This window comes from Faecalibacterium hattorii, from assembly GCF_003287455.1.
In the GTDB taxonomy this organism is placed as follows: Bacteria; Bacillota; Clostridia; order Oscillospirales; family Ruminococcaceae; genus Faecalibacterium; species Faecalibacterium hattorii.
Map to the genome: position 1 here is coordinate 13219 of NZ_PRLC01000003.1, position 26411 is coordinate 39629.

Genomic DNA, 26411 nt, shown 5'->3' on the forward strand with positions numbered 1-26411 from the left:
TCACTGCATCCTTTCCTGTTTGACCTTGTGGTCAATGACATGTCGCTTCTCCAGCTCACGGGTGATGTCCTCCACCGTGATGCCCGCCTGAACCATCAGCACCAGCACATGATATGCCAAGTCGCTGATCTCATAGATGGTCTCGGCTTTGTCTTCCTTTTCGCCCGCAATGATGACCTCGGTGCACTCCTCGCCCACCTTTTTCAGGATCTTCTCCTTGCCCTTTTCAAACAGGTAGGTGGTGTAACTGCCCTCCTTGGGGTCGGTCTTGCGGCCTTTGATGAGCTCATACAGCCCCTGCCAGCTGAACTGCTTCAGCTCCGGCGAGACGTATACTTCGTTGAAGAAGCAGCTCTCGGCGCCGGTGTGGCAGGCGGGGCCGTCTTTGACCACTTCCACCACCAGCGCGTCCTTGTCGCAGTCGGCGGTGATGGACACCACATGCTGCACATTGCCGCTGGTGTCGCCCTTACGCCAGATCTCCTGCCGGCTCCGGCTCCAAAAGACCGTCCGCCCCTCGGCGATGGTCAGCGCCAGCGTCTCGGCGTTCATATAGGCGAGGGTCAGCACCTCTTTGGTGTAGTGGTCCTGCACGATGGCAGGAATGAGGCCCTTTTCATCAAATTTCAGTTCCATAATTTTCTCCTCCCCCTCAAAGGGGATACTTACAGTTTATCCTAAATGGGCCCGAAACGCAAGAGCTCAGACCCGCATTTCGATGCCATTTTCATTCAAGTAGGCTTTCAAGTCGGAAATTGAGAGCAGCTTCTGGTGGAAGATGCCCGCCGCAAGGCCCGCGTCGATGCCTTTGTGGTGGAACAGCTCCAAAAAATCCTCCTTTTTGCCCGCGCCGCCGCTGGCGATGATGGGCACATGGACCCGCGCCGCCACAGCGTCCAGCATTTCGAGGTCGAAACCGTTCCGCACGCCGTCGGTGTCGATGCTGTTCAGGCAGACCTCCCCCGCGCCGTGCTCGGTGCACCACGCGATCCAGTCCAGCGCATCGCGGCCGGTGTCCTCCCGCCCGCCTTTGGCAAAGACCCGGAACTGGCCGTTCACCCGCTTGACGTCCGCCGAGAGGACGACGCACTGGTCGCCGTAGCGCTGAGCCGCCGCCGGGATGAGGTCCGGGTTCTTGAGAGCGCCGGAGTTGACGCTGACCTTGTCGGCCCCGCACTTGAGCACCCGGTCAAAATCCTCCAGCGTATTGATGCCGCCGCCCACGGTCAGCGGGATGAAGATCTCGCTGGCCACTTGGGTCAGGATATCGGTGAAGAGGGCGCGCCCCTCGAAGCTGGCCGTGATGTCATAGAACACCAGCTCGTCGGCCCCGGCTGCGTTGTAGAGCCGGGCCATCTCCACCGGGTCGGCCACATCCTTGATGCCCTCGAAGTTCGTGCCCTTGACCACCCGGCCGTTTCGCACATCAAGGCAGGGAATGATGCGTTTTGTTACCATGGTCAGCTTCCTCCCTGTTTATTTCTGTACCAGTTTTACGCAGCGTTGCAGGTCGAGCGCCCCGGTGTAGAGGCTTTTGCCCAAGATCGCCGCCGCGACGCCCATCCGATCCAGCTCCACCAGCTCGGATTCGAAGGAGATGCCGCCGCTGGCCGTGAAGTTCATGCCCGGCACCTCGGTCTGCAATTGGCGGTACAGGGCCATGTTCGTGCCCTGCATCGCGCCGTCACAGGCGATGTCGGTGTAGATAACCGCCGTGCAGCCCGCATCCGCCAGCCGCTTGCAGAAGTCGATGCCCTTTTCGGCGCTGACATCCTTCCAGCCGTGGATGGCCACAAAGCCGTTCTTGGCGTCCACGCCGACGGCGATCCTGTCGCCGTATTTTTTCAGCATCCGGGCCGTGAAGTCAAAATCCGTCACGGCCACACTGCCAAGGATGCAGCGGCCCACACCGAGGGAAAGGTACTTCTCGATCCGCTCCTCGGTGCGGATGCCGCCGCCCACCTCGATGTACAAGCCGCCCTGCTTTGCCAGCGCGGCTATGGTGTCGTAATTGGAAAGGGTGCCGTCCTTCGCGCCGTCCAGATCGACGACGTGGAGGTTCTTGGCCCCCGCCGCGAGGAACTGCCGCGCCTGTGCGCAGGGATCCTCGCCGTAGACGGTCATGCGGTCGTAGTCGCCCTGCGTCAGCCGGACGACCTTGCCGCCCCGCAGGTCAATGGCAGGAAATAATTGCATCGGGTAGATTCCCTCCTAACTTTAGCACTTCCTTCGTACAACCTCTCCTTGTAGGAGAGGCCTTGGCAGAACGATAAAGTTTCCGGTTTTGCCAAGGGCTCCCCTATTAGGGGAGCTGGCGAGCGTCAGCGAGACTGAGAGGTTCATAATTCACTGAACGCCTTCAGGATCCTCAGCCCCGTATCCCCGCTTTTTTCGGGATGGAACTGGGTGCCGTACACCTTCCCCGCCCGGACCACACCGGTGACGGGAAGGGAGTAATCGCTGACGGCCAGCGTGCTTTCCACGCAGTGTTTGCCGTAGTAGCTGTGGACGTAGTACACATACTCGCCTTCCCGGATGTACCGGAACAGCGGGTCGTCTTTGAGGATGTGCAGGGCGTTCCAGCCGATCTGCGGCACCTTTAGAGTCTTGTCCGCAAGGTCGGGTTCCAGCGGGCAGACCTCGCCTTTCACAAAGCCGAGACCCGCGTGCTCGCCGTACTCGTAGCTTTTCTCAAACAGAAGCTGCATCCCAAGGCAGATGCCCAGCAGCGGCTTCTTTTGGGCCTCCTCTTGAATGACCGGCACAAGGCCGGTGGCGGTGAGCTTCGCCATGGCGTCGCCGAAGGCCCCCACGCCGGGCAGGATCAGCCGGTCCGCTGCCCGGATCACGGCCGGGTCTGCCGTGACAACAGCTTCCTGCCCCAGATGGGCAAGGCTCGACTTCAGGCTGAACAGGTTGCCCACACCATAATCGATGATCGCGATCATACCAGCAGTCCTTTCGTGGAGGGGATCTCGTCCCGGTGGGCGGCGTCGATCTTTACTGCGGCGGCCAGCGCGTGCCCGGCCCCCTTGAAACAGGCTTCCAGAATGTGATGGGTATTCTCCCCCGCGAACTGGACGAAATGGATCGTGGCGGGCACATTCCGGGCAAAGCCCAGCCAGAATTCCGAGGCGCACTCCACATCGAAATCGCCGACCTTTTCGGTCTTGCAGTGGACGTCCCAATTCAGGGTGCACCGGCCCGAAAGGTCCACGGCGCAGAGCACCAGCGCCTCGTCCATGGGCAGGTAGAAGCTGCCGTAGCGGCAGATGCCACGCATCTCGCCCAGCGCCTTGGCAAAGGCTTGGCCCAGCGCAATGCCGATGTCCTCGGCGGTGTGGTGGTAGTCCACCTCCACGTCGCCGTGGCAGGTGAGCACGAGGTCGAACCGGCCATGCCGCGCGAACAGCTCCAGCATATGATTCAGAAAACCGCAGCCGGTGTCCACCTGATAGCGGCCCGCGCCGTCCAGATTCAGGGTCAGTTCGATCTGCGTCTCGTTGGTGTTGCGTTCCAGACTGACTTCCCGCATGGGTCACACCTCCAAAATCTCATCCAGTGCTTTGAGCAGGGCCCGCATCTCATCCGGGGTGCCGATGGTGATGCGCAGCCAGCTGCCGATCCGGGGCGCATCAAAATGACGGACGAGGACGCCCTTTTCTTTCAACTTTTTGTAAAGTTCCCCGCCATCTTTGCGGATTGTACTTGCAAACAGGAAGTTGGAGCGGCTGTCCAGCACGGAGAAGCCCCGCGCTTCCAGCTCCTGTTTCGTCCAGCCGCGGGTCTCCACGATGGCGGCGCGGGTGGTGTCAAAATACGCCGTATCTTCCAGCGCAGCCTGTCCGGCCTTCAGGGTCAGCCGGTTGATGTTGTAGGGGTTCAGGCTGAACTTGACCCGGTTCAGGTCCGCGATGAGCTTCTCATTGCCCATCGCAAGGCCCAGCCGTGCACCCGCCAGTTGGCGGGATTTCGAGAAGGTCTGCACGACCAGCAGGTTCTCGTATTGGTCGATGAGGGGCACGCAGCTCTCGCCGCCGAAGTCCACATAGGCTTCGTCCACGATCACCACGTTGTCAGGGTTCGCCTTCAGGATGCCCTCGATGGCACTGCGGGGCAGGGCCAGACCGGTGGGGGCGTTGGGGTTGGCCAACACGATGGTGGCACCGAGGCCGTAGTAATCGGTGGGATCAAGGGTGAAATCCTCCTTCAGGGGGATGATCCTGCTGGGGATGTGCATCAGCCCGCACCAGACGCCGTAGCAGCCGTAGGTGATGTCCGCATAGGCCAGCGGGTGTTCCTCGTCGCAGAAGGCCCGCAGCGCGAAGAAGAGGTTTTCGTCGCTGCCGTTGCCGGGCATGATCTGGCTGGGCCTCAGCCCGAAGTGCTTGGCCGCCGTGTTCAGCAGCTCGGCACAGGCCGGGTCGGAGTAGAGCCGCAGCTTTTCGACCTCGGCGCGGCTCACGGCGTCCAATACCGCCGGGGAGGGCGGGTAGGGGCTCTCGTTGGTGTTCAGCTTGATGTATTTCTGATCCTGCGGCTGTTCGCCGGGGGTGTAAGGGGTGACGTTCATCAATCGTTCTGATAGAAACCGGCTCATTGGGGTCGTCCTCCGTTTTTCTGCACCTGAATCATTCTTCGTACCGGATGGTCACGCTCTTGGCGTGGGCGTGCAGTCCCTCGCGCTCGGCGAAGTCGGCGATGCGGGGAGCGACGGCGCCCAGCGCCTCGCGGGTGTAGTAGATGAAGCTGGACTTCTTCACGAAGTCGTCCACGCCCAAGGGGCTGGAGAACCGAGCCGTGCCGCTGGTGGGCAGGGTGTGGTTCGGCCCGGCGAAGTAATCGCCCAGCGCTTCCGGCACATTGCGGCCGAGGAAGATGCTGCCTGCGTTTCGGATCTCGTTCAGCACACCGAAGGGGTCCTCCACGCAGACTTCCAGATGCTCCGGCGCGATGATGTTGCACGCCTCAATGGCCTTGTGCAGATCGGAGCAGACGATGATCTTGCCGTTGTCGTCCACGCTGGCGCGGGCGATGGCGGCGCGGGGCAGCTGGGGGATCTGGACTTCCAGCTCCGCCTGTACGGCCTTGGCCAGCGCCTCACTGTCCGTCACGAGGACGGGGCTGGCCAGCTTGTCGTGCTCGGCTTGGCTCAGCAGGTCGGCGGCTACCCACGCGGGGTTGCAGCCGCCGTCCGCCAGCACCAGAATCTCGCTGGGGCCCGCGATCATGTCGATGCCCACCTTGCCAAAGACCTTCCGCTTGGCCGTGGCAACGTAGATGTTGCCGGGGCCCACGATCTTATCCACCGCCGGGATGCTCTCGGTGCCGTAGGCCAGCGCGGCCACGGCCTGTGCGCCGCCGGTCTTGAAAATTTTGGTCACGCCCGCCGTGGCTGCTGCCGCGAGGATGACCGGGTTCACCTTACCGTCCTTCCCCGCCGGGGTGGTCATGACGATCTCGGACACCCCCGCCACCTTAGCCGGGATCACGTCCATCAGCACCGTGGAGGGGTACGCCGCCGTGCCGCCGGGCACATAGACGCCCGCCTTCTCGATGGGGGTATATTTCTGGCCCAGTACCACGCCGGGCTTGTCGTTCATCACAAAGTTTTTGTGCACCTGCTGGCGGTGGAAAGCCTCGATGTTGGCGGCAGCCTCCCGCAGTGTCTCAAGGAAGTAGGGGTCCATGTTGGCAAAGGCCTCGTCGATCTCCTCTTGCGTCACCTGCAAATTCTCGATGGCCGCGCCATCGAATTTCAGGGCATAGTCCTTCAGAGCCGCATCGCCGCGGGCACGGACGTCGGCAATGATGCCGTCCACCACATCCTCCACGTTCTTCTCCGCGCGGATGTCGCGGTTCAAGATCTCTTCGGGTCTCAGTTCGTCGAAGTTATACAGCTTGATCATTTTGCAGCCTCCTGTAAGGTATCCCGCAGTTTTTCGAGCATTTCGTCCATTTCCTTGTGCTTGAACTGGTAGCTGGCCTTGTTGGCGATGAACCGGGCCGAGATGGGCAGGAACTCCGTCACGACCTTGAGGCCGTTTTCCCGGAGGGTCGTGCCCGTCTCCACGATGTCCACAATGACGTCCGAAAGCCCTAAGATGGGGGCCAGCTCGATGGAACCGTTCAGCTTGATGATGTCGATATCCCGCCCCATGGACGCATAATAGTTTTTCGCGATGTTCACGAACTTGGTGGCGACCCGCACCGGGCGGCTGGGGTCGTCCTGATAGTCTGCCGGGGCGGCCACGCACATCCGGCACTTGCCAAGGCCGGTGTCCAGCAGCTCGTAGACGTCCGCCGAGGCTTCGGTGAGGATGTCCTTGCCCACGATGCCCACGTCCGCCGCGCCGTGCTCCACGTAGATGGCCACATCGCTGGGTTTGACGAGGAAGTAGCGGATGCCCGCCGCCGGGTTCTCCACCACCAGTTTCCGGGTGGCGTTGTAGTCCTCGGTGCAGCCGTAGCCGATGCGGGCAAGCAGATCATAAACCTTGTCGCCCAGCCGGCCTTTGGGCAGAGCCACATTCAGCATGGTCTTTTCGGTCTTCTGCTGCTGCACCGGCGGCAGCGGAGCGCTCAGGCGGTCCAGCTCGTCGAGGTAGACCGCAAAGCCGATGGCGTCCGCGCCGGGGGTGAACTTCTGCATCAGCCGGTCGTACCGTCCGCCTTTGAGCAGCGGCCGGGGCAGACCCCGCAGATACCCCTGAAAGACCAAGCCGTTATAGTATTCCATCTCACCCGCCAGCGAGAGATCCAGCCGGATGCTGCCGCCCGCCGCTTCCAGCGGTTCGGCCAGCGCCCGCAGCTCGGCAGCGGCTGCCCGCATCCGGTCGTTCTTGCAGAAGGCTTCGGCCCGCGTCAGCGTCTCTTCGTACCCGCCGCAGAGGCTCAGCAGCCCGCACAGGGTCTCGGCCCCGGCATCGTCCAGCCCGGCAGCCTTGGCCGCTGCCCGCAGCTCGTGGGCATTTTTCTCCCGCAGTGATCCCAGCAGGGCCGGGCGGGCGTTTTCCGGCACTGCCAGCGCATCCAGCAAGCCGAAGAGGTAGCCCATGTGGCTCACTTCCAGCACCCACGCAGCCCCCATCTGCCCCAGCGACTGCGCCGCCAGCCGGACGGTCTGCTGGACCTGTGCTTCGCCCACGGCTCCCAGCATCTCAAGACCCATCTGGGAGATCTCCTTGAAGGTGTGGCTCTCTGCCGAGGGGCGGTAGACGTTCTCGTGGTAGTAATATTTCAGCGTCTCACCGGCTGCGGGCTGGGCCGTCTTGGCGATGGAAAGGGTCACGTCCGGCTTCAGCGCCAGCAGCCGCCCGTCCAAGTCCGTGAAGGTGATGACCTGTTCCGACGACAAAAAGCTGCGGTTTTCCTGATACAGCCCATACTCCTCGAAGCGGCCCATGTGGTATTTGCGGCACCCCGCCGCCTCGTACAGCGCCCGCAGCCCGAAGGAAGCCCGCTCCTTCGGCTGCAAATACGACAGATCAAATTTCATCTCCGTTTCCTCCCGTTCCTCGGTTTTGAAGCGTTCCGGCGGCCATCCTGCCGCCCCTTTCCCAGCGTGTATTTTATAAAATCATTTTACTTTATCTAGGTAAAGTTGTAAAGTATGAAAGTGAAAGATTTTTCATCTCTATCTTACAGTTTTTCTGTGCGTTTGTACAGAAACGCGAAATTGTTTCATCGTACCGCTGGATCAGATGATGCGTTCCGCAAATGCCCGCCCCCGCAAACGCAAAAAATCCCCCGCCGGGCGCAGGGTGCGCGGCGGCGGGGGAAGGGTGCGGTTCTGATTTCAGGTGTTCTCAGACGTCCAGCAGAGCCAGCACGCCGCTCTTGGGGCGGGCACCGACGGTCTGGTTGACGAGCTTGCCGTTTTTGAAGACCAGCAGGGTCGGGATGCTCATGACGCCGAACTGGGCGGCGAGGTCGGGCTGCTCGTCCACATTGACCTTGCCCACCTTGATGTCGCTGCGCTCTGCAGCCACCTCGTCCACGATGGGGGACAGCATCCGGCAGGGGCCGCACCAGCTTGCCCAGAAGTCCAGCAGGACGGGCTTTTCGCTGTGCAGCACCTCGGCGTCAAAATTTGCACTGGTAATGGTGATGGGTTCCATATCGGTTACCTCCTTGGGAAGTGTTTTGTTCGATGGCATTAGTATACCCCAAAACGCCCCGCCGTTCCGTAACTGGGTCACACAACACAAAAAGCGGCGGCCCGCCCGCTTGGGGTGAGCCGCCGCCCTGCTGTGTTCTTTGGACTTCTCCGCAGATGCGGGTCAAGAGCAATTATGCCGTTACCCAAGCAACTGCGGTGACAGGCCACCAGCCGGCCAGATTGATTGCCGTATAAACACCAACCACAGCGTTGCCGACGGACTTGTTCAGGTAATTTGCGAAAGCATCAATACCGCTGGCTGCCAGCTCGGTAACGGACTTGCCCTTCTTGTTCTTCTGGATCCACTCACGACTCTTGCCAATGCCCCAGACCATATTTGCAATGGAAATGGTAGTACCGATCACCCAACCCACGGCGTAAGCGGTCCCAGCATCGCCACCAGAGGTGTAGGTCATTTCATCTTCAGTCATGACACTGTAGCAAGCGGGCATCATCATTTTGTTTTCCATAATAACACTCCTTTGAAAGCAATCTATCCCAAGCGGTGCACACTGCACCGCAAGTTTCCAAATAAATGCTATGGGGAACAAGTGGACGCGGAGTCCCGGCTCCTTAGACCAGAACGAGGATCAGGCTGATGGGAGCCAGACCCACCACCATGGCGGTGGAAACACTATCGCGTAGGAAGTTGGAGGGACTCTTGGTCATGTCCTCGCCGATATCATCCATGGCGCGGCCCAGAACCGTCAGGACATTGCCCTTACGGTTGGATTTGTTGCTCAGCCAGTTGCGGGCGGCAGAAATGCCCCAGATGTAGCTGGCGCCCAGCACCACGCTGCCAACGACGGTGGCGGCCACCTTAAAGGTATCAAATGCAGCGCTTCCGCCCTCGGTATAGGTCATTTCATCTTCGGTCATCACCGCATACTCTGCGGGCAGTCTCAGTTCATTTTTCATAGGTCATTTCCCTCTTTGCGGCGGCGCCTGTGCGCCGATCAAGTACAACTTCCATGCCGCTTTCCTTCTCACTCTTTGTACGCTCATTTTACTACACCTGTCGGTTTTCTGCAATAGATTCTGTGCAAAATAGTGAAAAATCGGAAAGTCGCATGAAAACGGACACCATTCTTTGTGAAAAAGTTCTGCAACAAGCCGTTTTTCAGCCCGCGACACCCGCACGGTAGAGGTACGGGTCGCTGGTGAAGCTCGAATAGCTGTACAGCACTAGGATCGCGTCATAGTTATTGTCGGCGATGAGCTGGTCCAGCCCGTAGTTGTAATTGCGGAAGTCTACCACGTCGATGGCCCCATAGTTGGCCGTCAGGTAAGGCACGAAGCTGTTGGCGTAGCTGTCCTTGATGACGAGGATCTTCCCCGTTCCGTCGCCCTCCACCCGGCTCAGGCCGTTGTTGCCGTGGAGAAACATGGCGTACTTGTCGTAAACATCCAGTTTCGCGGTATCGTACAGGCCGGTCTCGGTGCCGTCGGTGGGCTGGCCGGGGCCGGTGACATTCCAGATGGTGAGCTTGTTCTGCAAGTCGTACCATGTGATCGTGTCCGGCTCGGCGTTCCACGTCCGCGCCTTGGAGTAATGGGTGCCGTAGAAGTCTTCCGCCGTCTCCACTGTATGCGTGCTGCGGTCAAACGGCGTCAGGCCCAGCTCCTTGCAGAAGGCTTCGTAGGCGTAGTAAGCCCCCAGCGTCGTCCAGTGGTGGTCCGTGCGATAATAGAGATACTCGTCCTTGTGGTCGTACAGAGCCGGAAGGACATTGATGAAATGCCCGCCCTGCACCACATTCGCGGCTTCGTTGATGCGGGCTTCCTCGTCCATCTGGGGCGCGGCGAGGGGCAGCTTTTCCGGGTAGACGGTGGAGGCCGACGGCACCAGCATGAAGCTGACCTTGCCGGGGCAGCGCTCGGACAGCGAACTCACCGCCGCGAGGTTCTTGTTCCATGTCTTCTCCTCGCTGGGCAGCACGCGGTACCGCCGGGCGAACATCCTGTGCTCCTTGCCCAGCAGGATGCCGCCGCTCTGGGTCTTCTGGAACAGGGTCGTCTCGGCAAGGCTCTGAAGGTCGATCCACTGATCCCGCCCGAAGACCTGATCCTTGACGTACTTCGTGTAATTGGTGAAGTAGCTGTTCAGCCCGTCCACCGACACCGCCGTGAGCTTGGGCCGCTGGGTGAGGGTGGTGTTTTCCATCTCACTGTATGCGCGGTCGGGCGTTGCCATGTCCAGCACGAAGAGGGCGATGAAAAACAGGCTGAAGGCCATCAGTACCGGGTACTGTTTGAGCGAGGACAAACGCTTTTTCTTTTCCATGATCCACGTCCTCCTCAGAAGTTAAAATACAGGAACGGGCTGTTGGTGCTGCCCACCACATAGGCCGTGGAGAGTACCAGCAGCACCAGCACCGTGGCCACACGGGTGGCCGTGCGCTTTTTCAGCGCGTTCCAGAGCGTTTCGATGAGCGGCGTACAGCAGACGGCGGACACCGCCAGCAGCACCCCGTAATTCCGCAGGAAATACACCGGCGAGACGCCGCCCGTGGGAACGAAGAGCCGGTGGAACAGTTCCCCGAAGCCGACACCGTAATCGTTGCCCACGAACATGGCCCAGCCCACCACCACGAGGAAGAGGGTGTAGACATGGGGCCAGAGCTTCCCCTTTTCAAGGTATTTCAGCAGGAAGAGCTTCTCGATGGCCAGCAGGACAAAGTAGTACAGGCCCCAGCAGATGAAGTTCCAATCCGCGCCGTGCCAGATGCCGGTGAGCAGCTCCACGACGAAGAGGTTGAAGATCTGCCGCTTGAGGCCCTTGCGGTTGCCGCCCAGCGGGATATACACATACTCCCGGAACCAGCCGGACAGGGTCATGTGCCAGCGCCGCCAGAACTCGGTGATGGAGCGGGAGATATAGGGGAAGTTGAAGTTCTGGGGGAAATCAAAGCCCAGCATCTTGCCCATGCCGATGGCCATCATCGAGTAGCCGGAGAAGTCGAAGTAGAGCTGGAGCGAATAGGCGATGACGCCCAGCCAGACCAGCGCCGTAGAAGCATTTCCAAGGCCCACATAGGTGGTGGAAGGGCTGCTCTGGATGCCGATGATGTCGGTCCAGAGGGCGCCCACCGCATCCGCCAGCAGGACCTTTTTCGCCAGACCAAAGGTAAACAGGGTCATGCCCTCTTCGATTTGCTTTAAGTGATAGCGGTGCTCGTAGACGTGGAGCTGCGCCGAAACATCGCGGTATTTGACGATGGGGCCCGCAATGAGCTGCGGGAACATGACGACGTAGGCACCGAAGTCGATGATGTTGTGTTCGGTCTTGACCTCGCCCCGGTAAACATCGATGGTATAGGACAGGGTCTGGAAGGTGTAGAAGCTGATGCCCAGCGGCAGGGTGCTGATGCCCTGAATGGCCGCAAAATCCGTACCCAGCAGCGCGTTCAGGCTGGAGAGGACGAAGTTCGCGTACTTGAAGTAAAACAGCATCCCCAAGCTGCCCGCCAAGGCCGCCAGCAGCAGCGCCGTGCGGGCGGCGGGCTTGGCCGCACATTTTTCCAGCCCCAAGCCGCACAGGTAGTTGATGAGGATGAGGGCCAGCATGACCGGGAAAAACCGGACTTCACCCCAGCAGTAGAACACCAGACTGCACACGAAGAGTACCGTGTTCTTGAGCTTTGCGGGCGCAAGGTAATACAGCGCCAGCGTGATGGGGAGAAACCGGAACAGAAAGATGATGGTGCTGAAAACCAAGGTGTTCCTCCTTTGAAAAAAGGCCGATGCCGCCATGGCACCGGCCCACAACTGTTGTTTTTACTTGAGCAGAACGTCGTTGACGGCGTCGGTCAGATCCTCCGTGCACTCGTTGGAGGCAATGGCCATCACCACGCGGTCGGCACTGCTGGCGATGACCGCATTTTCCACGTTGGCCTGTGCGGTGGCGAACTCAGCGTAGTTGCCATAGAACGCGACCTGATCCTGCTGGTAGGCCTTCAGCGCTTCCACGATGTCGTCGGCCTTGCCCTCGGCGGGTTCGATGACCAGCACGAGGCCCGCATCGCCGTTGTCGTTGCTCTTCACGCCCTTATAGCCGGCCACATCCTCTGCCTTCAGGCCGAAATCGTACTCGATGTTCATTGCGGCGATCTCGAACTGGTTTGCGATGGGGTTCGCCTCCAGCAGGGTGTTCACCTCATCGGCCAGCTCATCGGGGCTGTTGGTGCCGTCGTCGGGCAGAGCGCTCTCCACCTGCGACAGGACCACCGAGCTGGGAGCCGACTCGGAGCTGGCGGCAGAGCTTGCCGTGGAGGAAGCGGAGGAGCCGCAGCCCGCGAGCAGAACACAGCTTGCGGCCACCGCAGCAACTATCATCAGTTTTGAACGGTTCTTCATGAATTATTCCCTCTTTTGCATTCGTTACACTCAGGTCCCCCGCTGCGTTCTTTTACGCGGCATACCGGGACATTGCTATCTTACCATACCGCCCCCTAAAATGCAAAGGGTCCGGTAAAGTTTTACGGTTTCTTCACGGGTCTTTGCCCGCGCTTTGCCGCTCAGCCCGCAATGGCGTGCAGCTGGGCGGTGTAATCCTCGAAGCACAGGCCGCTGGTGCTGATCTTGGCGGCGTTCTCCCTGCCCACATACCGCCAGTGCCACGGCTCGTAGGTGATCTCCGTCTTATCCTCGGCCCCCTTGGGGTAGCGCAGGATGAAGCCGTACTCCACCGCGTGCTCGCACAGCCAGCGGAAGGCCGTGGTGTTCTCAAAGCCCTCGTCCAGCCCGGTGTGTTCGGGGCTGTTCAGGTCGGCGGCAAGGCCGCAGTTGTGCTCGGAATAGCCCGGCGGATTGACGACGGCGGCGGCCATCTCCTTGGCGGTGGCGGTATCGTAGCCCCGGTCGGTGTAGTACTTCGTTTTCCGCTCGTACAGGCCGGTCTGGTACTTGACGCTGCGGTAGCCGCTCTGCATCCAGACGGTCACGCCGTCGGCTGCGGCAGCTTTCTGCATCTCCAGAAAGGCATCGCACGCTGCGGTCTGCAGGGTCTTATTCACCGCCGTCTGGGAGCCGCACTCCTTTGTATCAAAGGTGTAGTTGTCCGGCATCTTGTTGGTGTGGTTCACCAGCACCATCATCGGGTCGGCCAGCATGGCGGCGGCCTCGGCCTTGGTCAGGCCCAGCGCATTGTCCCGGCTCTCCTCGGCCCCTTCGCTGGCGGCAGCGCTGGTGGATTCGGCGGCGCTGCCGGGGAACAGCCGGTCGGTCAGCAGCCCGTTCGTCTCGCTGGCGGCACTGCTGGCGGGGGCACCGGCGGCGCTGGCCGAGGGCACCGGGGCCTTACGGTTGAGCAGGAAGGCCGCGCCGCCCACGACGAGGCAGACGACGGCGGTCAGCCCGGCCACCCGGCGGATGGCACGGCTGCGCCGACGGCGGCGTACTTCCGCGCGGGTCAGGCGGCGGTGGGTGGGTCGATGTTGTTGGTCCATAACGAGCCTTCTTTCTTGTCAGCGGCCCCGCACTCTCAGGCGGGCAGACCGCAGTTTGCTTGCATAGTTCTTCAGGTTCCGGAAATACTACCCTCGGAGGTGTTCCCCTATGAAGATGACAGCGCAGGAATATGCGCGGCGGGTGAAAAAGGTCGGTCCCCACTCCCCCCTCGGCACCGACTGCCTGTGGGCCTTCGGGGTAGGCGGCGGCATCTGCCTTCTCGGCGAGGTGCTCCGCCAGCGGTATCTCGCCCTTGGGCTCGAAGCCGACCTCGCGGGCACCCTGACCAGCTGCACCCTCATCGCCCTTTCGGCGGTGCTGACGACGCTGGGTCTTTACCAGAAGCTCGCGGCCCGCGCGGGGGCGGGGTCGCTGGTGCCCATCACCGGCTTTGCCAACGCCGTGGTCAGCGCGGCCATCGAGTTCAAGACGGAGGGCCGCATCCTCGGCACCGGGGCCAAGATGTTCACCATCGCGGGGCCGGTCATCGTCTACGGCACCCTGTCCGCCGTGGTCTACGGCGGGGTGCTCTGGCTGCTGGGCGGCTGAGCGCTTTCCTTTACGATACGCACAGCCGGGCGCGAAGATTGCACCACCCCGGCGAATTCTCAGTATACCACAAAATTCGCAAAAAAACAGCCCTGAAAGGAGGAATTTCTGATGGCGACCCGGCGCGGCGATACCCTGATCTTCTCCGATCCCCCCGTCATCGCATCTCACGCGGCGGTGGGTGGCAAAAAAGAGGGCGAGGGCCCCTTGGCGGCGGGCTTTGACGAGCTGCGGGCCGACAACAGTTTCGGCCAATCCGGGTGGGAGGCCGCCGAGGCCGAGCTCCAGCTCCGGGCGGCCCGGCTCTGCCTAAAAAAAGCACAGATCACCGAAAAAGAGGTCAGCCTTGTGCTGGCCGGGGATCTCCAAGCCCAGTGCACGGCCTCCAACTATGCCATGCGGGCGCTGGGCATCCCCTACGCCGGACTGTTCGGGGCCTGCAGCACGATGGCTGAAGCGTTGGGGCTGGGGGCTGCGCTCTGTTCGGCGGGGATGGCCGACGGGCTGCTGGCCATGTCGTCCAGCCATTTCTGCGCGGCAGAGCGTCAGTTCCGCACCCCGCTCAGCTACGGAGCCGTCCGCACCCCCACGGCCCAGTGGACCGCCACCGCCGCCGGGGCCTGTCTGCTGCGGCCCACCGGGCCGGGCGTCGGCATCCGGGCCGTGACCTTCGGCCGGGTGCAGGATTACCAGATCAAGGACATCAACAACATGGGCGCAGCCATGGCCCCCGCAGCCGCCGCCACCCTGCTGCATTACCTGCGGGACACCCACAGCGAACCGCAGGATTTCGACGCCATCTACACCGGCGACCTCGGCCATGTGGGCAGCCAGCTTTTCCGGGAACTTCTGGCCGCCGAGGGGCTGCTCCTCAAGAACCATGTGGACTGCGGCTGCATCCTCTACGATGCCGAGGCGCAGTCCGTCAAGAGCGGCGGTTCCGGGGCGGGGTGCTGCGCCGCCGTCCTCTGCGCCCACATCCTGCCCCGGCTGGAGCGGGGCACCCAGAAGCGCCTGCTCTTCCTCGCCACCGGGGCGCTGATGAGCCAGACCACCTTCCTGCAAAAGGAGAGCATCCCGGCCATCGCCCACCTCGTCGAGCTCTGGGCCCCGAAAAAGGAGGGAACTGCATGAATTATTTCTGGGCTTTCGTCGTTGGGGGCGGCATCTGCGTGGTCGGGCAGCTCCTCATCGACCTCACCGGCCTGACCCCCGCCCGCATCCTGACAGGCTACGTCGTGGCGGGCGTCGTCCTGTCCGCCGTCGGCTGGTACGCGCCGCTGGCCGAGTTCGCCGGGTGCGGAGCCACCGTGCCCCTGCTGGGCTTCGGGCATCTGCTGGCCAAAGGCGTCCGCACCGCTTTGCAGGAAGAAGGAGCCATCGGCATCCTCACCGGCGGCCTGACCGCTGCCGCCGCCGGCGTCACCACCAGCCTTGTCTGCGGCGTGGTCTGCTCGTGGTTCGGGAAGAGCCATGATCAGAACTGACTTTCACGCAAAAACGGTCTGACCGTATCGTTCGGCCAGACCGTTTTCCTGTATTTCTGCAATCAAAAAGTGGTACGATGCAAAAACAAAAACCCCCATGCCGGATGGCACAGAGGTTTTGTTCGTCAGTCGATCACTTGATCAGGCACGGACTCAAGCGTTCTTGTTAGCACGCTTTGCCATACGGCTGATCTTGCGAGAAGCGGTGTTCTTCTTGATGACACCCTTAGCGCGAGCCTTGTCGATCGCGGAAACAGCAGCCAGGACAGTTGCGTCCTTGTCAGCGGCTTTAGCATCGATGGCAGCGTCTGCCTTCTTGACGACTGTTTTCAGGTTGGTCTTAATGGCCTTGTTGTGAGCCTGCTCTGCGGCATTCTGCACGACGCGGTCCTTCTGAGATTTGATGTTAGGCATTCGTTCCACCTCCTTGGCTACCTATAACAGCGCACCTTATGATACCATATTTGCCGTACCAGCGCAAGCCTTTTTTCGATTTTTGTTTAGAAAAGTTTTCAAAATCCCATACTGAAGCTGTGTTATCGGGCCAAAACGGCCCCGAAAGCGGACTTCAGACAGAAAAGTGGGATGAAAATGCGTTATACCGACCTTGCGGACGAGCTCTACCATGCCCCGGAGGACGCCCTGCCTGCCGGTGTGCGGGTGGCCACGGCCAAACGCGGCGGCGTGACCGTGACGCGGGTGGAGATCGCGCGGGAAGGGCTGGAGCGGCCCCGCGGGCGGTATGTGACGCTGGAAGTGCCCCGCGTCAGCCTGCTCGACGAGCGGGACGAAAGCGTCATCGAACCGGCAGCAGCAGAGCTACGGGCCCTGCTCCCGGCGGCGGGGCCGGTGCTGGTGCTGGGGGTGGGGAACCGCCGGGTCACCGCAGACGCCCTCGGCCCCCGCACGGTGCAGAAGATCTTCGTCACCATGGGGCAGCGCAGCATTCCGGTGCAGGGCATCCGGCCCGTGGCGGCGGTGGCGCCGGGGGTATCGGCCTCCACCGGGCTGAGCTTGCAGCAGCTGGCGGCGGCGCTGGTGCGTCAGGTCCGCCCTGCGGCCCTGCTCTGCGTGGACAGCCTGTGCTCCTCTGAACCGGAGCGGCTGGGCCGCACCCTGCAATTTTCGGACACCGGGCTCTTCCCCGCCCAGCCCGACCACTCCCGCCATCTGGACGCGGCGCGGCTGGGCGTGCCGGTGCTGGCGGCGGGCATCCCCACCCTGATGCAGTCGGAGGAGGGCCGTGACCTCGTGGTGACCCCCCGCGAGCTGGACAGCGTCATCGCCCACGGGGCGGCCCTGCTGGCGGCGGCCATCAACCGGGCGTTGCAGCCCCGGCTCAGCATTGCGCAGCTGGGCTGGCTGACGAATTGATGGCTCCTTCCGCCGCGTCTGCGATGGCACAGGGAGTTCTATCCCTTTGCATTTTTCATATGTTTGTAAGAGGGAAGGAGGTGCGCGCCATGCGCCACAGGCAGACAAGTTCCGGGGCCGGGCAGCTCGCCGCCTTGGCCGGGGCGGCGGCGCTGATGCTGGCCCTGACTTTCTTTGCCCACGGGCTTCTGCTCGGCCTTTCGGCCCTTGTCATCGGGCCGCTGCCCGCCGCCAAGACCGCTCTTTCCCTCAGCCGGAAGCAAGCGGCGGCTTCCTCCCAGCCCGCCGCGTCTGCCGACGCCATCGAGCCGGATGCCCCGGCCCAAGCCCAGCCGGACGCTGCCGTCCCTGCCGACACGTCCTATTTCGTCGCCTTGGAAGAGGACGATGCCCGCCCCGCCGATGCAGGGATCATTCTGGAAAAGAACTACCCGCAGGGCAGCGGGGAAAAGTACATCCCCTGCGGCACGGGCACGATCAAAAACAACACCCGTGTCCCGGCAGCCGAAGTCGCGGCGGAGATCGAGGGCCCGCTGCCCTTCTCGGTGGAGTGGAACAGCCCGGAGCCGCAGATCCTCATTATGCACACCCACGCCACCGAGGACTACCGCCTGTCGGCGGGGCTCTGGTTCCGCTCCGGCGACGGCTCCCGCACCACCGACCGCAGCTATAATATGTGCGCCGTGGGCCGGGTCATGGCCGACACCCTCAACGCTGCCGGGCTGAACACCCTCCACGACGAGACCCTGAACGACTACCCCAGCTACACCGGCAGCTACGCCAACAGCCGCGCCGTAGTGCAGCAGTACTTAGCCCAGTACCCCAGCATCAAGATCGTGCTGGACGTCCACCGCGACGCCATCGAGACGGAGAACGGCTCCCGGATGGCCCCGGTCTGCACCGTCAACGGCCAACAGGCCGCGCAGGTCATGATCATCTGCGGGTGCGACAACGGCGGCAGCGTCTGTCTGCCGAACTACCGCCAGAACCTCCGCTTCGCCGCCGCATGGGAGCGGGCCATGGAAAGCGCGTTCCCCGGCTTCACCCGCCCGGTGCTGTTCAGCTACCGTTTTTATAATCAAGACCTCACCACCGGCAGCCTCCTCATCGAGATCGGTGGCCACGGCAACAACCTGAACGAGGCCCTCTACGCCGGGCAGCTGGCCGCCGAAGGTCTGGTGGAGGCACTGCGGAACGCAAGCCCCGCAATTTCCGATTGACAAACCCGCCCACCTGTGCTATTTTTATAACTACTGAAAAGCACAGATCGGAAAAAGTAACGCAACCCGGACGCTTCCAGAGAACACGGCATTTGCTGCGAGCCGTGGGCGGACGCTGCGCGAACGAACCTCCGGGAGCTGCAACCTGAACACGGTGCGCCGCAAGGGCCGCCGCCAGTAGGTGCGCCGCTGCGCCCCGCGTTACAAGGGCAGCGCTTCCTTTTTTGAAGGGCGCGCGTGAGCGACCGGACACTTCCGGTAATTCAGGTGGCACCGCGGACATTACAAGACAGCTTGTTCGCCCTGAAAATTCAGGGCAAAGCTGTCTTTTTATTTTATCGGAGGGAACATCATGGAACGTACTGAGATCGTTTCGCTGTACAAGAACACCCCCGCCGACGGCACGGTCGTGACCGTCTGCGGCTGGGCAAAGAACATCCGCGACTCCAAGAACATCGGCTTCATCGCCCTGTCCGACGGCGGCTGCTTCAAGACCCTGCAGGTCGTTTTGGAGGCCGGCAAGCTGGGAAACTACGATGCCGTCATCCACACCGGCCTGTACAGCAGTCTGCGTGTTGTGGGCCGCATCGTGCTGACCCCGCAGGCAAAGCAGCCCTTTGAGCTGAACGCCGACTCCGTCGAGATCCTCGGCGACTGCCCGGCAGACGAGTATCCGCTGCAGAAAAAGAAGATGAGCATGGAGTATCTGCGCACCATGCCCACCCTGCGCCCCCGCACCAACACCTTCAACGCCGCCTTCCGCGTCCGCAGCGTGGCCGCTTACGCCATCCACAAGTTCTTCCAAGAGAACGGCTTCGTCTACGCCCACTCTCCCCTGCTGACCGCCTCCGACTGCGAGGGTGCCGGTGAGATGTTCCGCGTGACCACCCTCGACCTCGAAAACGTCCCCAAGAACGAGGACGGCACCGTGGATTACACCAAGGACTTCTTTGAGAAGCCCGTCAACCTGACCGTTTCCGGCCAGCTGGAGGCCGAGGCCATGGCCATGGCCTTCGGCAAGGTGTACACCTTCGGCCCCACCTTCCGCGCCGAGAAGAGCTTCACTACCCGCCACGCCGCCGAGTTCTGGATGATCGAGCCGGAGATGGCCTTCTGCGACCTGAACGGCTACATGGACACCGCCGAGGCCATGACCAAGTACGTCATCCGCTACGTGCTGGACAACTGCCCCGATGAGATGGCCTTCTTCAACCAGTTCATCGACAAGGGCCTGATCGAGCGTTTGGAGCTGGTGGCAAACAGTGAGTTCGGCCGCATCACCTACACCGACGCCATCGAGGTGCTGAAGAAGAACAACAAGAAGTTCCAGTTCCCCGTGGAGTGGGGCGTGGACATCCAGACCGAGCACGAGCGCTACCTCACCGAGGTGATATTCAAGAAGCCCGTCTTCGTCACCGACTATCCGAAGGAGATCAAGAGCTTCTACATGAAGCAGAACGCAGACGGCAAGACCGTGGCCGCAGCCGATATGCTGGTGCCCGGCATCGGCGAACTGATCGGCGGCAGCCAGCGTGAGGAGGACTACGACAAGCTGGTGGCCCGCATGGACGAGCTGGGTCTGGACAAGTCCAGCTACGACTGGTACCTCAACCTGCGCAAGTTCGGCGGCGTGGAGCACGCCGGTTACGGCCTCGGCTTCGAGCGCATGATCATGTACCTCACGGGCATCCAGAACATCCGTGATGTCCTGCCCTTCCCCCGCACCGCTTACGGGTTCTAAAAAATTTTCGGAGAGCTGCCGCCGGATGCGGCAGCTCTTTTTTCAACAACGAGGTAACTTTCCGTGGAAAACATCTCCCCCGCACTGCTCAATTGGTTCTACGCGAACCACCGCATCCTGCCCTTCCGCTCGGACCCGACGCCCTACCACGTCTGGCTGAGCGAGATCATGCTCCAGCAGACCCGCGTCTCGGCGGCACTGCCCTATTATGAGCGTTTCCTTGCCGCCCTGCCGGACATCCCGGCGCTGGCTGCGTGCGAGGAGGAAAAGCTCCACAAGCTGTGGGAGGGGCTGGGCTATTACAGCCGGGTGCGGAACCTGCAAAAGGCCGCGAAGATCGTCTGTGAGCAGTACGGCGGTGAACTGCCCGCCGACTACGACGCTCTCCGCGCCCTGCCCGGCATCGGGGACTATACGGCAGGGGCCATCGCTTCCATCAGCTTCGGACTCCCGGTGCCCGCTGTGGACGGCAACGTGCTCCGGGTCTTCTCCCGGCTGTACAACGACGACGGCCTCATCACCGACCCCAAGGTGAAGCGGGCGTTCACGGCCCGCGTCATGGAGCACCAGCCCCCCGCCGCCCCCGGCGACTACAATCAGGCCCTGATGGAGCTGGGGGCACTGGTCTGCGTGCCCAACGGCGCGCCCCTGTGTGAGCAGTGCCCGCTGGCCCACCTCTGTCAGGCCCGCGCCGCCGGGACAGCCCTTTCCCTGCCCCGGAAAGCCGCCCCCAAGGCCCGCCGCATCGAGCCGGTGACGCTGGCCGTCGTCCGCAGCCCGGCGGGCGTCCTGCTCCAGCAGCGGCCCGAAAAAGGACTGCTGGCGGGGCTGTGGCAGCCGGTGCTGTGGGAAAACGAAACCCTCACCCCCGACGAAGCACGGGCCCGGCTGGCGGCGCTGGGCGTCACCTGCACCCCCGACGCCGCCAAAGCGCTCCGCCCGGCCAAGCACATCTTCAGCCACATCGAATGGCAGATGCAGGGCTATCTCTTTGCGGCGGACACGCAGCCGGCCCCGGCGAGCTGCGTCTGGGCCAGCCCGGAGCAGTTGGCGGCGGAGTACACCCTGCCCGGCGCGTTCAAGGCGTACAAGAAGCTTTTGGCCGCCGCATTGTAACGAATTTCGTGCGGGTTGATGAAAATTTCTGGATTTGCAGTTGTAATTTTTTTGCATTCCGGGTATAATATCCGCAAGGGCGGTTCATTGGCCCACCGCGAAAAGGGCCACCCCGACACGAAGGATGCCATCAGAACATCGTTCCGACCCGAATAAAGGAGTGTGCTGAACTATGAAGAAATCTTGTTTGATCGTTGTGATCGCCACGCTGGCCGCTATCGCTGGTGCGCTGGCCGCTGTGGCCGTTTACCTGCGCCGCCGCGAGAAGGAGCTGGACGAGTACGAGCGCCTTCTGTTTGGTGAAGACAAGGCAGAACCCGCAGAGGCCCCTGCCGACGCACCTGCCGAGGACGCCGCAGAATAAAACAAACACGCTGAAGGGCGCACCCGGTCGTCAGTTCCTGACCCGCCGAGTGCGCCCTTTTTGTACAACACAGCGCGCGGTTTCAAACCAAACCTCTCAGGCCGCGCTTTGGCGCGTCCAGCTCCCCTAATAGGGGAGCCAAATAGAGGAGCGCTGTGTGGAGGACTACATATGAAACGCTTTTTACTCTGGATCATCGGCGTCATTCTGGGCGTTGTGGTGCTTCTGGGGGCCGTGATGGCGGTGAGTTATTCGTTCACCGGCGAGGGTTCCCGGCCGGAAGCGGCGGCGCAGTTCGGCGGACAGGAGCTGGAAGTGAACGGCTCCTGCTGGCAGGTGCCGCTGGTGGGCGGCGTGCTGGACAAGGTCTTCGCAGAACCGGAGACCCTGTCCGTGCAGAAGCTGGGCGTCCTCTACGATGCCCACCCGGCCCTCACCACGCCCGACTGGGCCACCTATACCACCCTGACCATCCAATCCGCCGACGGAGCCCCCCTTTTCACCGGCTCCGCCTCCGAATACGACAGCTTCCTCTTCCCCGCCAACGGCGAGTACAAGGCCCAGATGACCGTCTGGCGGCTCCCGGCGGGCGGCCTCGTCACCCGCTTTGAGGGCGGCAGCAACGGGGCCGTCCGGAAAAATTCCGGTCTGGAGCACCCCGCCAAGCCCTCCGGCTGGTACAGCTTCTCCTTCCGGTTCACCCTCCAAGCCAGCGCCAATGTGGAGCTTTCCGCCGAGCGGGTGGAGCAGGGCGGCATCGTGGGCGTGGCCATCACCGGCATGGTGGGCGAAACAGCCCCCACGGTGGAGACCGACCTCGGCAGTGTCCAGTGCACCCGCAGCCCCTCCGGCTGGCGGGCCTACATCCCCGCGGCCTACAACGCCTCCGCCGGGGCCCATGACGTCGCCCTCACCGTCAACGGCGAGGTCCTCACCAAGACCCTGACCGTTCTGCCCAAGGACTTCGGCACGGCGGAAGTGGAAGCCGAACCCGCCCCCACCGAGGCGGCCAACACCGAGTTCCGGAACAGCATCTGGCCCCTCTACGAGCAGCCCGCGCAGGAAAAGCTCTGGTCCGGCGGCTTCGTCTGCCCGGCGGAAGATTACCTTGTTCTGCTCGATTTCGGCCAGATCAAGATCACGAACGGCCAGCAGGGTTCCAAGTCGAACTCCACCAAGCTCTACACCATCCCCGGCGACCCGGCCCGCGCCCCCGCAAACGGCACGGTGGCCTTCGCCGGGAACCTCGCCCTCACCGGCAACACCGTCGTCATCGACCACGGCTGCGGGATGCGCAGCTACCTCTACGGCTTGCAGACCCTCTCCGTCACCCGCGGCCAGACCGTTGAAAAGGGTCAGGCCGTCGGTGCCCTCGGCGAAGAACTGACCATGGACTTCAAGCTCGGCAGCAAGAGCGTGAACCCGTGGCTCCTCTTCCAGACCAGCGGCGGGCTGTTCTGGCGGGAAAACGGTTGAACAGTTAATCAACACAGGAGACTTCATCATGCGGAACTATAAAATAGAACGTGAAATGTATCGCATTGCAGTTGAATTGATTGAAAAGCGCTATCCTTCCGGCTGGGGCGGTGCCGGAGTCGTCCACACCGCAGCCGACAACTACTACACGAGTGTTTTCTTCGACAGCCCCAATGCAGGTGCCACCCTCTGTATCGAAACGGGCGCAATGCTTGATGCGTTTAAGTTCAACGAGAAGGTCACACACTGTCTGTGCCTCATTCGCCAAGACGAAAATTCACCCTATCAAGTGTTGTCTCCCTGCGGAATTTGCCAAGAGCGATTAAAATATTGGGGCGAAGACGTTCAAGTAGCCGTGACAACAAAGGAGGAGCAACTCCGATTCGTTGAGCTGCGCACGTTACAGCCTTATCATTGGACCAATGCCTATCCCGCCGAGGAACTTGACCACTGGGAAGCATAACAAAACAGAAGGAGCAGACGCAGGGTGATGGCATCTGCTCCTTCTGTTTTACTGATTCTGCGGTTCTTCCTTTCAGGAGATCGCATCCACATCCCACTTCATGCGGACGGCGTCGGCGCCGTCGAGGGTGATGCGGAGGGCACCAGCGTTGTCCAGCACCTGCTCCGGGGTGCGGGCACCGCAGAGCACATGCAGACCGGGGATCAGCCGGGCGGTCAGGGCGATGACGAGCTGGGCGGTGGTGCAGTGGTACTTTTCGGTCAGGTCGGCCCACTTGGCCAGCATCTCAATGGCCTGTGCCCGGCGGACGGGCTGGAAGCTGGGGTTCGAGTTCCGGGTGCTGCCTTCGGGGTAGGTGGTGTCCATGGTCACCTTGCCGGTGAGCAGCCCCTGCTCCAAGGGCGAGTAAGCCTGAACGGACACGCCCAGCTCCTTGCAGGTGGGCAGGAGCTGCTTTTCGATGCGGCGGGTCAGCAGACTGTACTTTTCCTGAATAACATCCAACTGACCGTACTTGCAGTAGCCGCGGATGATGTCCGCCGTTACGTTCGAAGCACCGATGGCCCGGATCTTGCCCTGCTCTTTCAGCTTCATCATAGCTTCCACCGTCTCTTCCAGCGGAAAAACGCTGAAATCCGGGCTTTGCCAGTGGGTGTACAGCACGTCGAGGTGGTCGGTGCCAAGCCGCTTCAGGCTCTCCTCCACGTCCTCGATGATGCTCTGGGCGGACAGGTCGCGGTAGACCGCGGTGCCGTCCACGACTTTGTGGAGCACCGGCGTCTCATGCCGCCACTCCAGCCCGCACTTGGTGGAGAGCACCACCTTGTCCCGGTCGATATGCTTGAGCGCCTCGCCCACGACCTTCTCGCTGTGATACAGGCCGTAGATGGGGGCCGTGTCGATCCAGCGGATGCCCTGCTCCACGGCGGTCTCGATGGCCTTGACCGACAGGGCGTCGTCGTTGTCGCCCCACCAGCTCCCGCCGCCGATGGCCCATGTCCCCATGCCGAGGAAGGGCACTTCGATGCCGCTCTTTCCGATGCTGATATTCTGCATAGTATCGTCCTCCATGCCAGAAGTGTTCCCCACTTGGGGGCGGAGTCATTCCGTTTCCGGCATTCTTTGTTGTATTTTTGTTTTTTTATTCAAAAAAGAGCCGCCATGCAAGGCTCGCCCCGCACAGCAGCTCTTCTGAATCGGTTCAAATATTGCCGAACTCGCTGAGTTTCAGCTCCTCGTTGTGGGTCTCGGCCCAGCGGACGGCCCAATCAGAGGTGAACAGCAGCAGGCGGTTGCCCTTCATGTCCTCCACGGCTTTGGTGTCGCTGGTCAGGTCGAGATCCCGCAGGTTGTAGGTGTCCGGGTCGTTCTGGACCCAGCGCAGCTGCTCGAAGGGGAGCTGCTGCATCCGGATCTCGACATTGTACTCGGTGTTCAGGCGGTACTCCAGCACTTCCAGCTGCAGCACGCCGACGACGCCGACCACGACTTCCTCCATGCCGCCGCCGACTTCGCGGAAGATCTGGATAGCACCTTCCTGTGCGATCTGCTCCATGCCCTTCACGAACTGCTTGCGCTTCATGGTGTCCTTCTGCTCGATGCGGGCGAAGTGCTCCGGCGAGAAGGTGGGGATGCCCGCAAACTCGACCTTCTTTTTGCCGGTGCAGAGGGTATCGCCGATGGAGAAGATGCCCGGATCGAACAGGCCGATGATATCGCCCGCATAGGCCTCATCGACGATGGCGCGGTCCTGCGCCATCAACTGCGTGCCGGTGGCCAGCTTGATGTTCTTGCCCTCCTGCACATGGTAAGCTTCCATGCCGCGCTCGAACTTGCCGGAGCAGATGCGCATGAAGGCGATGCGGTCCCGGTGGGCCTTGTTCATGTTGGCCTGAATTTTGAAGATGAAGGCCGAGAATTCATCGCGGCAGGGGTCCACCTGCTCCCCGGTCAGGCTGTCCACACGGGCCAGCGGGGTGGGGGTCAGGCGGAGGAAGTTTTCGAGGAAGGGTTCGACGCCGAAGTTGGTCAGCGCAGAACCGAAGAAGACGGGGCTGAGCTCGCCGCGCAGCACCTTGTCCAGATCAAATTCCTCGGCGGCACCGTCCAGCAGCTCGATCTCGTCCACCAGCTGCTGATGCAGATAGGGGGTCAGCAGCTCGTCCAGTGCGGGATCTCCCAGCTCGGCCTCGGTCTCATCGACCTTCTTGACGCCGTTGGCGCGGCCGTCGCTGGAGAAAGCCAGCACCTTGCGGGTATTGCGGTCGAACACGCCCTTGAACTCCTTGCCGCAGCCGATGGGCCAGTTCATCGGGTAGGTCTTGATGCCAAGGATCTCTTCGATGTTCTCCATCAGCTCGAAGGGGTCGCGGGCTTCGCGGTCCATCTTGTTGATGAAGGTGAAGATGGGGATGTGGCGCAGGGTGCAGACCTTGAACAGCTTGATGGTCTGGGCCTCGACGCCCTTGGCCGCGTCGATGACCATGACGGCGGAGTCCGCTGCCATCAGGGTGCGGTAGGTATCCTCCGAGAAGTCCTGATGGCCCGGCGTATCCAGAATGTTGACGCACTTGCCCGCGTAGTTGAACTGCAGCACCGAGGAGGTGACGGAAATACCGCGCTGCTTCTCGATGTCCATCCAGTCGGACACGGCGTGCTTGGCGCTCTGCTTGCCCTTGACGGAACCTGCCTGATTGATGGCTCCACCGTACAGCAGCAGCTTTTCGGTGAGCGTGGTCTTACCGGCGTCGGGGTGGCTGATGATTGCAAACGTCCGACGGCGCTCGATTTCTTCACGATTTGTCATAGATAGTAGATTCTCCTATACGGATAAAACTCCTTCAGTCTCGCATTCGCTCGACAGCTCCCTCTGAGAGGGAGCCTTTCACGCTGCGGAGAAGCGAAAGCCTCCCTCCTTGAGGGAGGTGGCATCGCGCAGCGATGACGGAAGGCGTTTGCTTTTGCACATACGCATTCTATTTTATCCGAAAACGCGTGATAATGCAAGACTTT

General features: G+C 61.8%; 28 protein-coding genes. 10 read left to right on the forward strand and 18 right to left on the reverse strand.

The annotated features are described in order from the left end of the window. The 15 genes from hisIE to C4N23_RS02720 form a co-directional block, all read right to left on the reverse strand. Entirely contained in the window at positions 1 to 636 is a 636-nt protein-coding gene (gene hisIE / locus C4N23_RS02650) for a bifunctional phosphoribosyl-AMP cyclohydrolase/phosphoribosyl-ATP diphosphatase HisIE (RefSeq protein WP_055188606.1), read from the reverse strand. Between the two features lie 66 nt (positions 637 to 702). Next, positions 703 to 1458, reverse strand: coding sequence for an imidazole glycerol phosphate synthase subunit HisF (hisF, locus tag C4N23_RS02655; RefSeq protein ID WP_055188608.1), 756 nt, complete (start codon positions 1456 to 1458; stop codon positions 703 to 705). Positions 1459 to 1476: 18 nt separating this feature from the next. Next, entirely contained in the window at positions 1477 to 2196 is a 720-nt protein-coding gene (hisA, locus tag C4N23_RS02660; protein ID WP_097840282.1) for a 1-(5-phosphoribosyl)-5-[(5-phosphoribosylamino)methylideneamino]imidazole-4-carboxamide isomerase, read from the reverse strand. Between the two features lie 143 nt (positions 2197 to 2339). Then, a complete protein-coding gene (gene hisH, locus C4N23_RS02665; RefSeq protein ID WP_112143847.1) occupies positions 2340 to 2948 on the reverse strand; it encodes an imidazole glycerol phosphate synthase subunit HisH in 609 nt (202 codons plus the stop codon). Continuing rightward, positions 2945 to 3535, reverse strand: coding sequence for an imidazoleglycerol-phosphate dehydratase HisB (hisB, locus tag C4N23_RS02670; RefSeq protein ID WP_055188614.1), 591 nt, complete (start codon positions 3533 to 3535; stop codon positions 2945 to 2947). The genes hisH and hisB overlap by 4 nt, the downstream gene beginning before the upstream one ends. 3 nt (positions 3536 to 3538) lie before the next feature. After that, positions 3539 to 4600 (reverse strand): histidinol-phosphate transaminase, encoded by a 1062-nt coding sequence (gene hisC / locus C4N23_RS02675; protein WP_112143849.1) that lies wholly within the window; start codon positions 4598 to 4600, stop codon positions 3539 to 3541. Between the two features lie 31 nt (positions 4601 to 4631). Then, positions 4632 to 5909 carry a histidinol dehydrogenase gene (hisD, locus tag C4N23_RS02680; RefSeq protein WP_112143851.1) on the reverse strand — a complete coding sequence of 426 codons (1278 nt, stop codon included), beginning with the start codon at positions 5907 to 5909 and terminating at the stop codon, positions 4632 to 4634. Beyond that, positions 5906 to 7498: an ATP phosphoribosyltransferase gene (gene hisG / locus C4N23_RS02685; RefSeq protein WP_112143853.1), complete on the reverse strand. Its 1593-nt coding sequence runs from the start codon at positions 7496 to 7498 to the stop codon at positions 5906 to 5908. Before hisG ends, hisD begins: the two co-directional genes overlap by 4 nt. 310 nt (positions 7499 to 7808) lie before the next feature. After that, positions 7809 to 8120 carry a thioredoxin gene (trxA, locus tag C4N23_RS02690; protein ID WP_055188622.1) on the reverse strand — a complete coding sequence of 104 codons (312 nt, stop codon included), beginning with the start codon at positions 8118 to 8120 and terminating at the stop codon, positions 7809 to 7811. Between the two features lie 172 nt (positions 8121 to 8292). Beyond that, the gene (locus C4N23_RS02695) at positions 8293 to 8631 is read right to left on the reverse strand and encodes a hypothetical protein (RefSeq protein ID WP_055188623.1); all 339 of its coding nucleotides are present in this window, start codon (positions 8629 to 8631) and stop codon (positions 8293 to 8295) included. A 103-nt stretch (positions 8632 to 8734) separates the two neighbouring features. Next, a complete protein-coding gene (locus C4N23_RS02700) occupies positions 8735 to 9079 on the reverse strand; it encodes a hypothetical protein (RefSeq protein WP_112143854.1) in 345 nt (114 codons plus the stop codon). Between the two features lie 202 nt (positions 9080 to 9281). After that, entirely contained in the window at positions 9282 to 10445 is a 1164-nt protein-coding gene (locus tag C4N23_RS02705; RefSeq protein WP_181567061.1) for a DHHW family protein, read from the reverse strand. A gap of 14 nt (positions 10446 to 10459) precedes the next feature. Further along, positions 10460 to 11878, reverse strand: a complete 1419-nt coding sequence (locus C4N23_RS02710; RefSeq protein WP_055188630.1) for an MBOAT family O-acyltransferase — start codon at positions 11876 to 11878, stop codon at positions 10460 to 10462. A gap of 60 nt (positions 11879 to 11938) precedes the next feature. Continuing rightward, a complete protein-coding gene (locus C4N23_RS02715; protein WP_055188632.1) occupies positions 11939 to 12517 on the reverse strand; it encodes a DUF4358 domain-containing protein in 579 nt (192 codons plus the stop codon). Positions 12518 to 12678: 161 nt separating this feature from the next. Next, positions 12679 to 13608, reverse strand: a complete 930-nt coding sequence (locus C4N23_RS02720; RefSeq protein ID WP_112143858.1) for a M15 family metallopeptidase — start codon at positions 13606 to 13608, stop codon at positions 12679 to 12681. A gap of 109 nt (positions 13609 to 13717) precedes the next feature. Between C4N23_RS02720 and C4N23_RS02725 the strand changes: the two genes are divergently transcribed. From C4N23_RS02725 to C4N23_RS02735, 3 genes are all read left to right on the forward strand, one after another. Beyond that, on the forward strand, positions 13718 to 14158 hold the full coding sequence (locus C4N23_RS02725; protein WP_055188637.1) for a SpoVA/SpoVAEb family sporulation membrane protein: 441 nt from the start codon (positions 13718 to 13720) through the stop codon (positions 14156 to 14158). 111 nt (positions 14159 to 14269) lie between these two features. After that, positions 14270 to 15292, forward strand: coding sequence for a stage V sporulation protein AD (locus C4N23_RS02730; protein WP_112143860.1), 1023 nt, complete (start codon positions 14270 to 14272; stop codon positions 15290 to 15292). Further along, a complete protein-coding gene (locus C4N23_RS02735) occupies positions 15289 to 15645 on the forward strand; it encodes a SpoVA/SpoVAEb family sporulation membrane protein (RefSeq protein WP_055188641.1) in 357 nt (118 codons plus the stop codon). Before C4N23_RS02730 ends, C4N23_RS02735 begins: the two co-directional genes overlap by 4 nt. Positions 15646 to 15798: 153 nt before the next feature. Here the strand turns inward: C4N23_RS02735 and rpsT are convergent, their stop codons facing one another. Further along, a complete protein-coding gene (rpsT, locus tag C4N23_RS02740) occupies positions 15799 to 16059 on the reverse strand; it encodes a 30S ribosomal protein S20 (protein ID WP_055188643.1) in 261 nt (86 codons plus the stop codon). A gap of 171 nt (positions 16060 to 16230) precedes the next feature. On the opposite strand from rpsT, the gene gpr reads away from it, so the two are divergent. The 7 genes from gpr to C4N23_RS02775 all read left to right on the forward strand — a co-directional run bounded on the left by gpr (position 16231) and on the right by C4N23_RS02775 (position 23399). Continuing rightward, entirely contained in the window at positions 16231 to 17019 is a 789-nt protein-coding gene (gene gpr, locus C4N23_RS02745) for a GPR endopeptidase (RefSeq protein ID WP_242983705.1), read from the forward strand. A gap of 89 nt (positions 17020 to 17108) precedes the next feature. After that, positions 17109 to 18239, forward strand: coding sequence for a stage II sporulation protein P (gene spoIIP / locus C4N23_RS02750; RefSeq protein ID WP_112143862.1), 1131 nt, complete (start codon positions 17109 to 17111; stop codon positions 18237 to 18239). A gap of 352 nt (positions 18240 to 18591) precedes the next feature. Next, positions 18592 to 19980, forward strand: coding sequence for an asparagine--tRNA ligase (gene asnS, locus C4N23_RS02755; RefSeq protein ID WP_112143864.1), 1389 nt, complete (start codon positions 18592 to 18594; stop codon positions 19978 to 19980). 63 nt (positions 19981 to 20043) lie between these two features. After that, positions 20044 to 21096, forward strand: a complete 1053-nt coding sequence (gene mutY, locus C4N23_RS02760) for an A/G-specific adenine glycosylase (protein ID WP_112143866.1) — start codon at positions 20044 to 20046, stop codon at positions 21094 to 21096. Positions 21097 to 21268: 172 nt separating this feature from the next. Then, on the forward strand, positions 21269 to 21460 hold the full coding sequence (locus C4N23_RS02765) for a hypothetical protein (protein WP_055188651.1): 192 nt from the start codon (positions 21269 to 21271) through the stop codon (positions 21458 to 21460). 171 nt (positions 21461 to 21631) lie between these two features. Then, on the forward strand, positions 21632 to 22936 hold the full coding sequence (locus C4N23_RS02770) for a murein hydrolase activator EnvC family protein (RefSeq protein WP_112143868.1): 1305 nt from the start codon (positions 21632 to 21634) through the stop codon (positions 22934 to 22936). A gap of 28 nt (positions 22937 to 22964) precedes the next feature. Then, on the forward strand, positions 22965 to 23399 hold the full coding sequence (locus C4N23_RS02775; RefSeq protein WP_055188655.1) for a cytidine deaminase: 435 nt from the start codon (positions 22965 to 22967) through the stop codon (positions 23397 to 23399). A 72-nt stretch (positions 23400 to 23471) separates the two neighbouring features. Here C4N23_RS02775 and C4N23_RS02780 read toward each other — a convergent pair whose 3' ends face one another. Then, complete coding sequence (locus C4N23_RS02780; protein ID WP_055188661.1) at positions 23472 to 24455, reverse strand: aldo/keto reductase; 984 nt, start codon at positions 24453 to 24455, stop codon at positions 23472 to 23474. A gap of 145 nt (positions 24456 to 24600) precedes the next feature. After that, on the reverse strand, positions 24601 to 26205 hold the full coding sequence (locus tag C4N23_RS02785) for a peptide chain release factor 3 (RefSeq protein WP_055188663.1): 1605 nt from the start codon (positions 26203 to 26205) through the stop codon (positions 24601 to 24603). Positions 26206 to 26411: the final 206 nt, after the last annotated feature.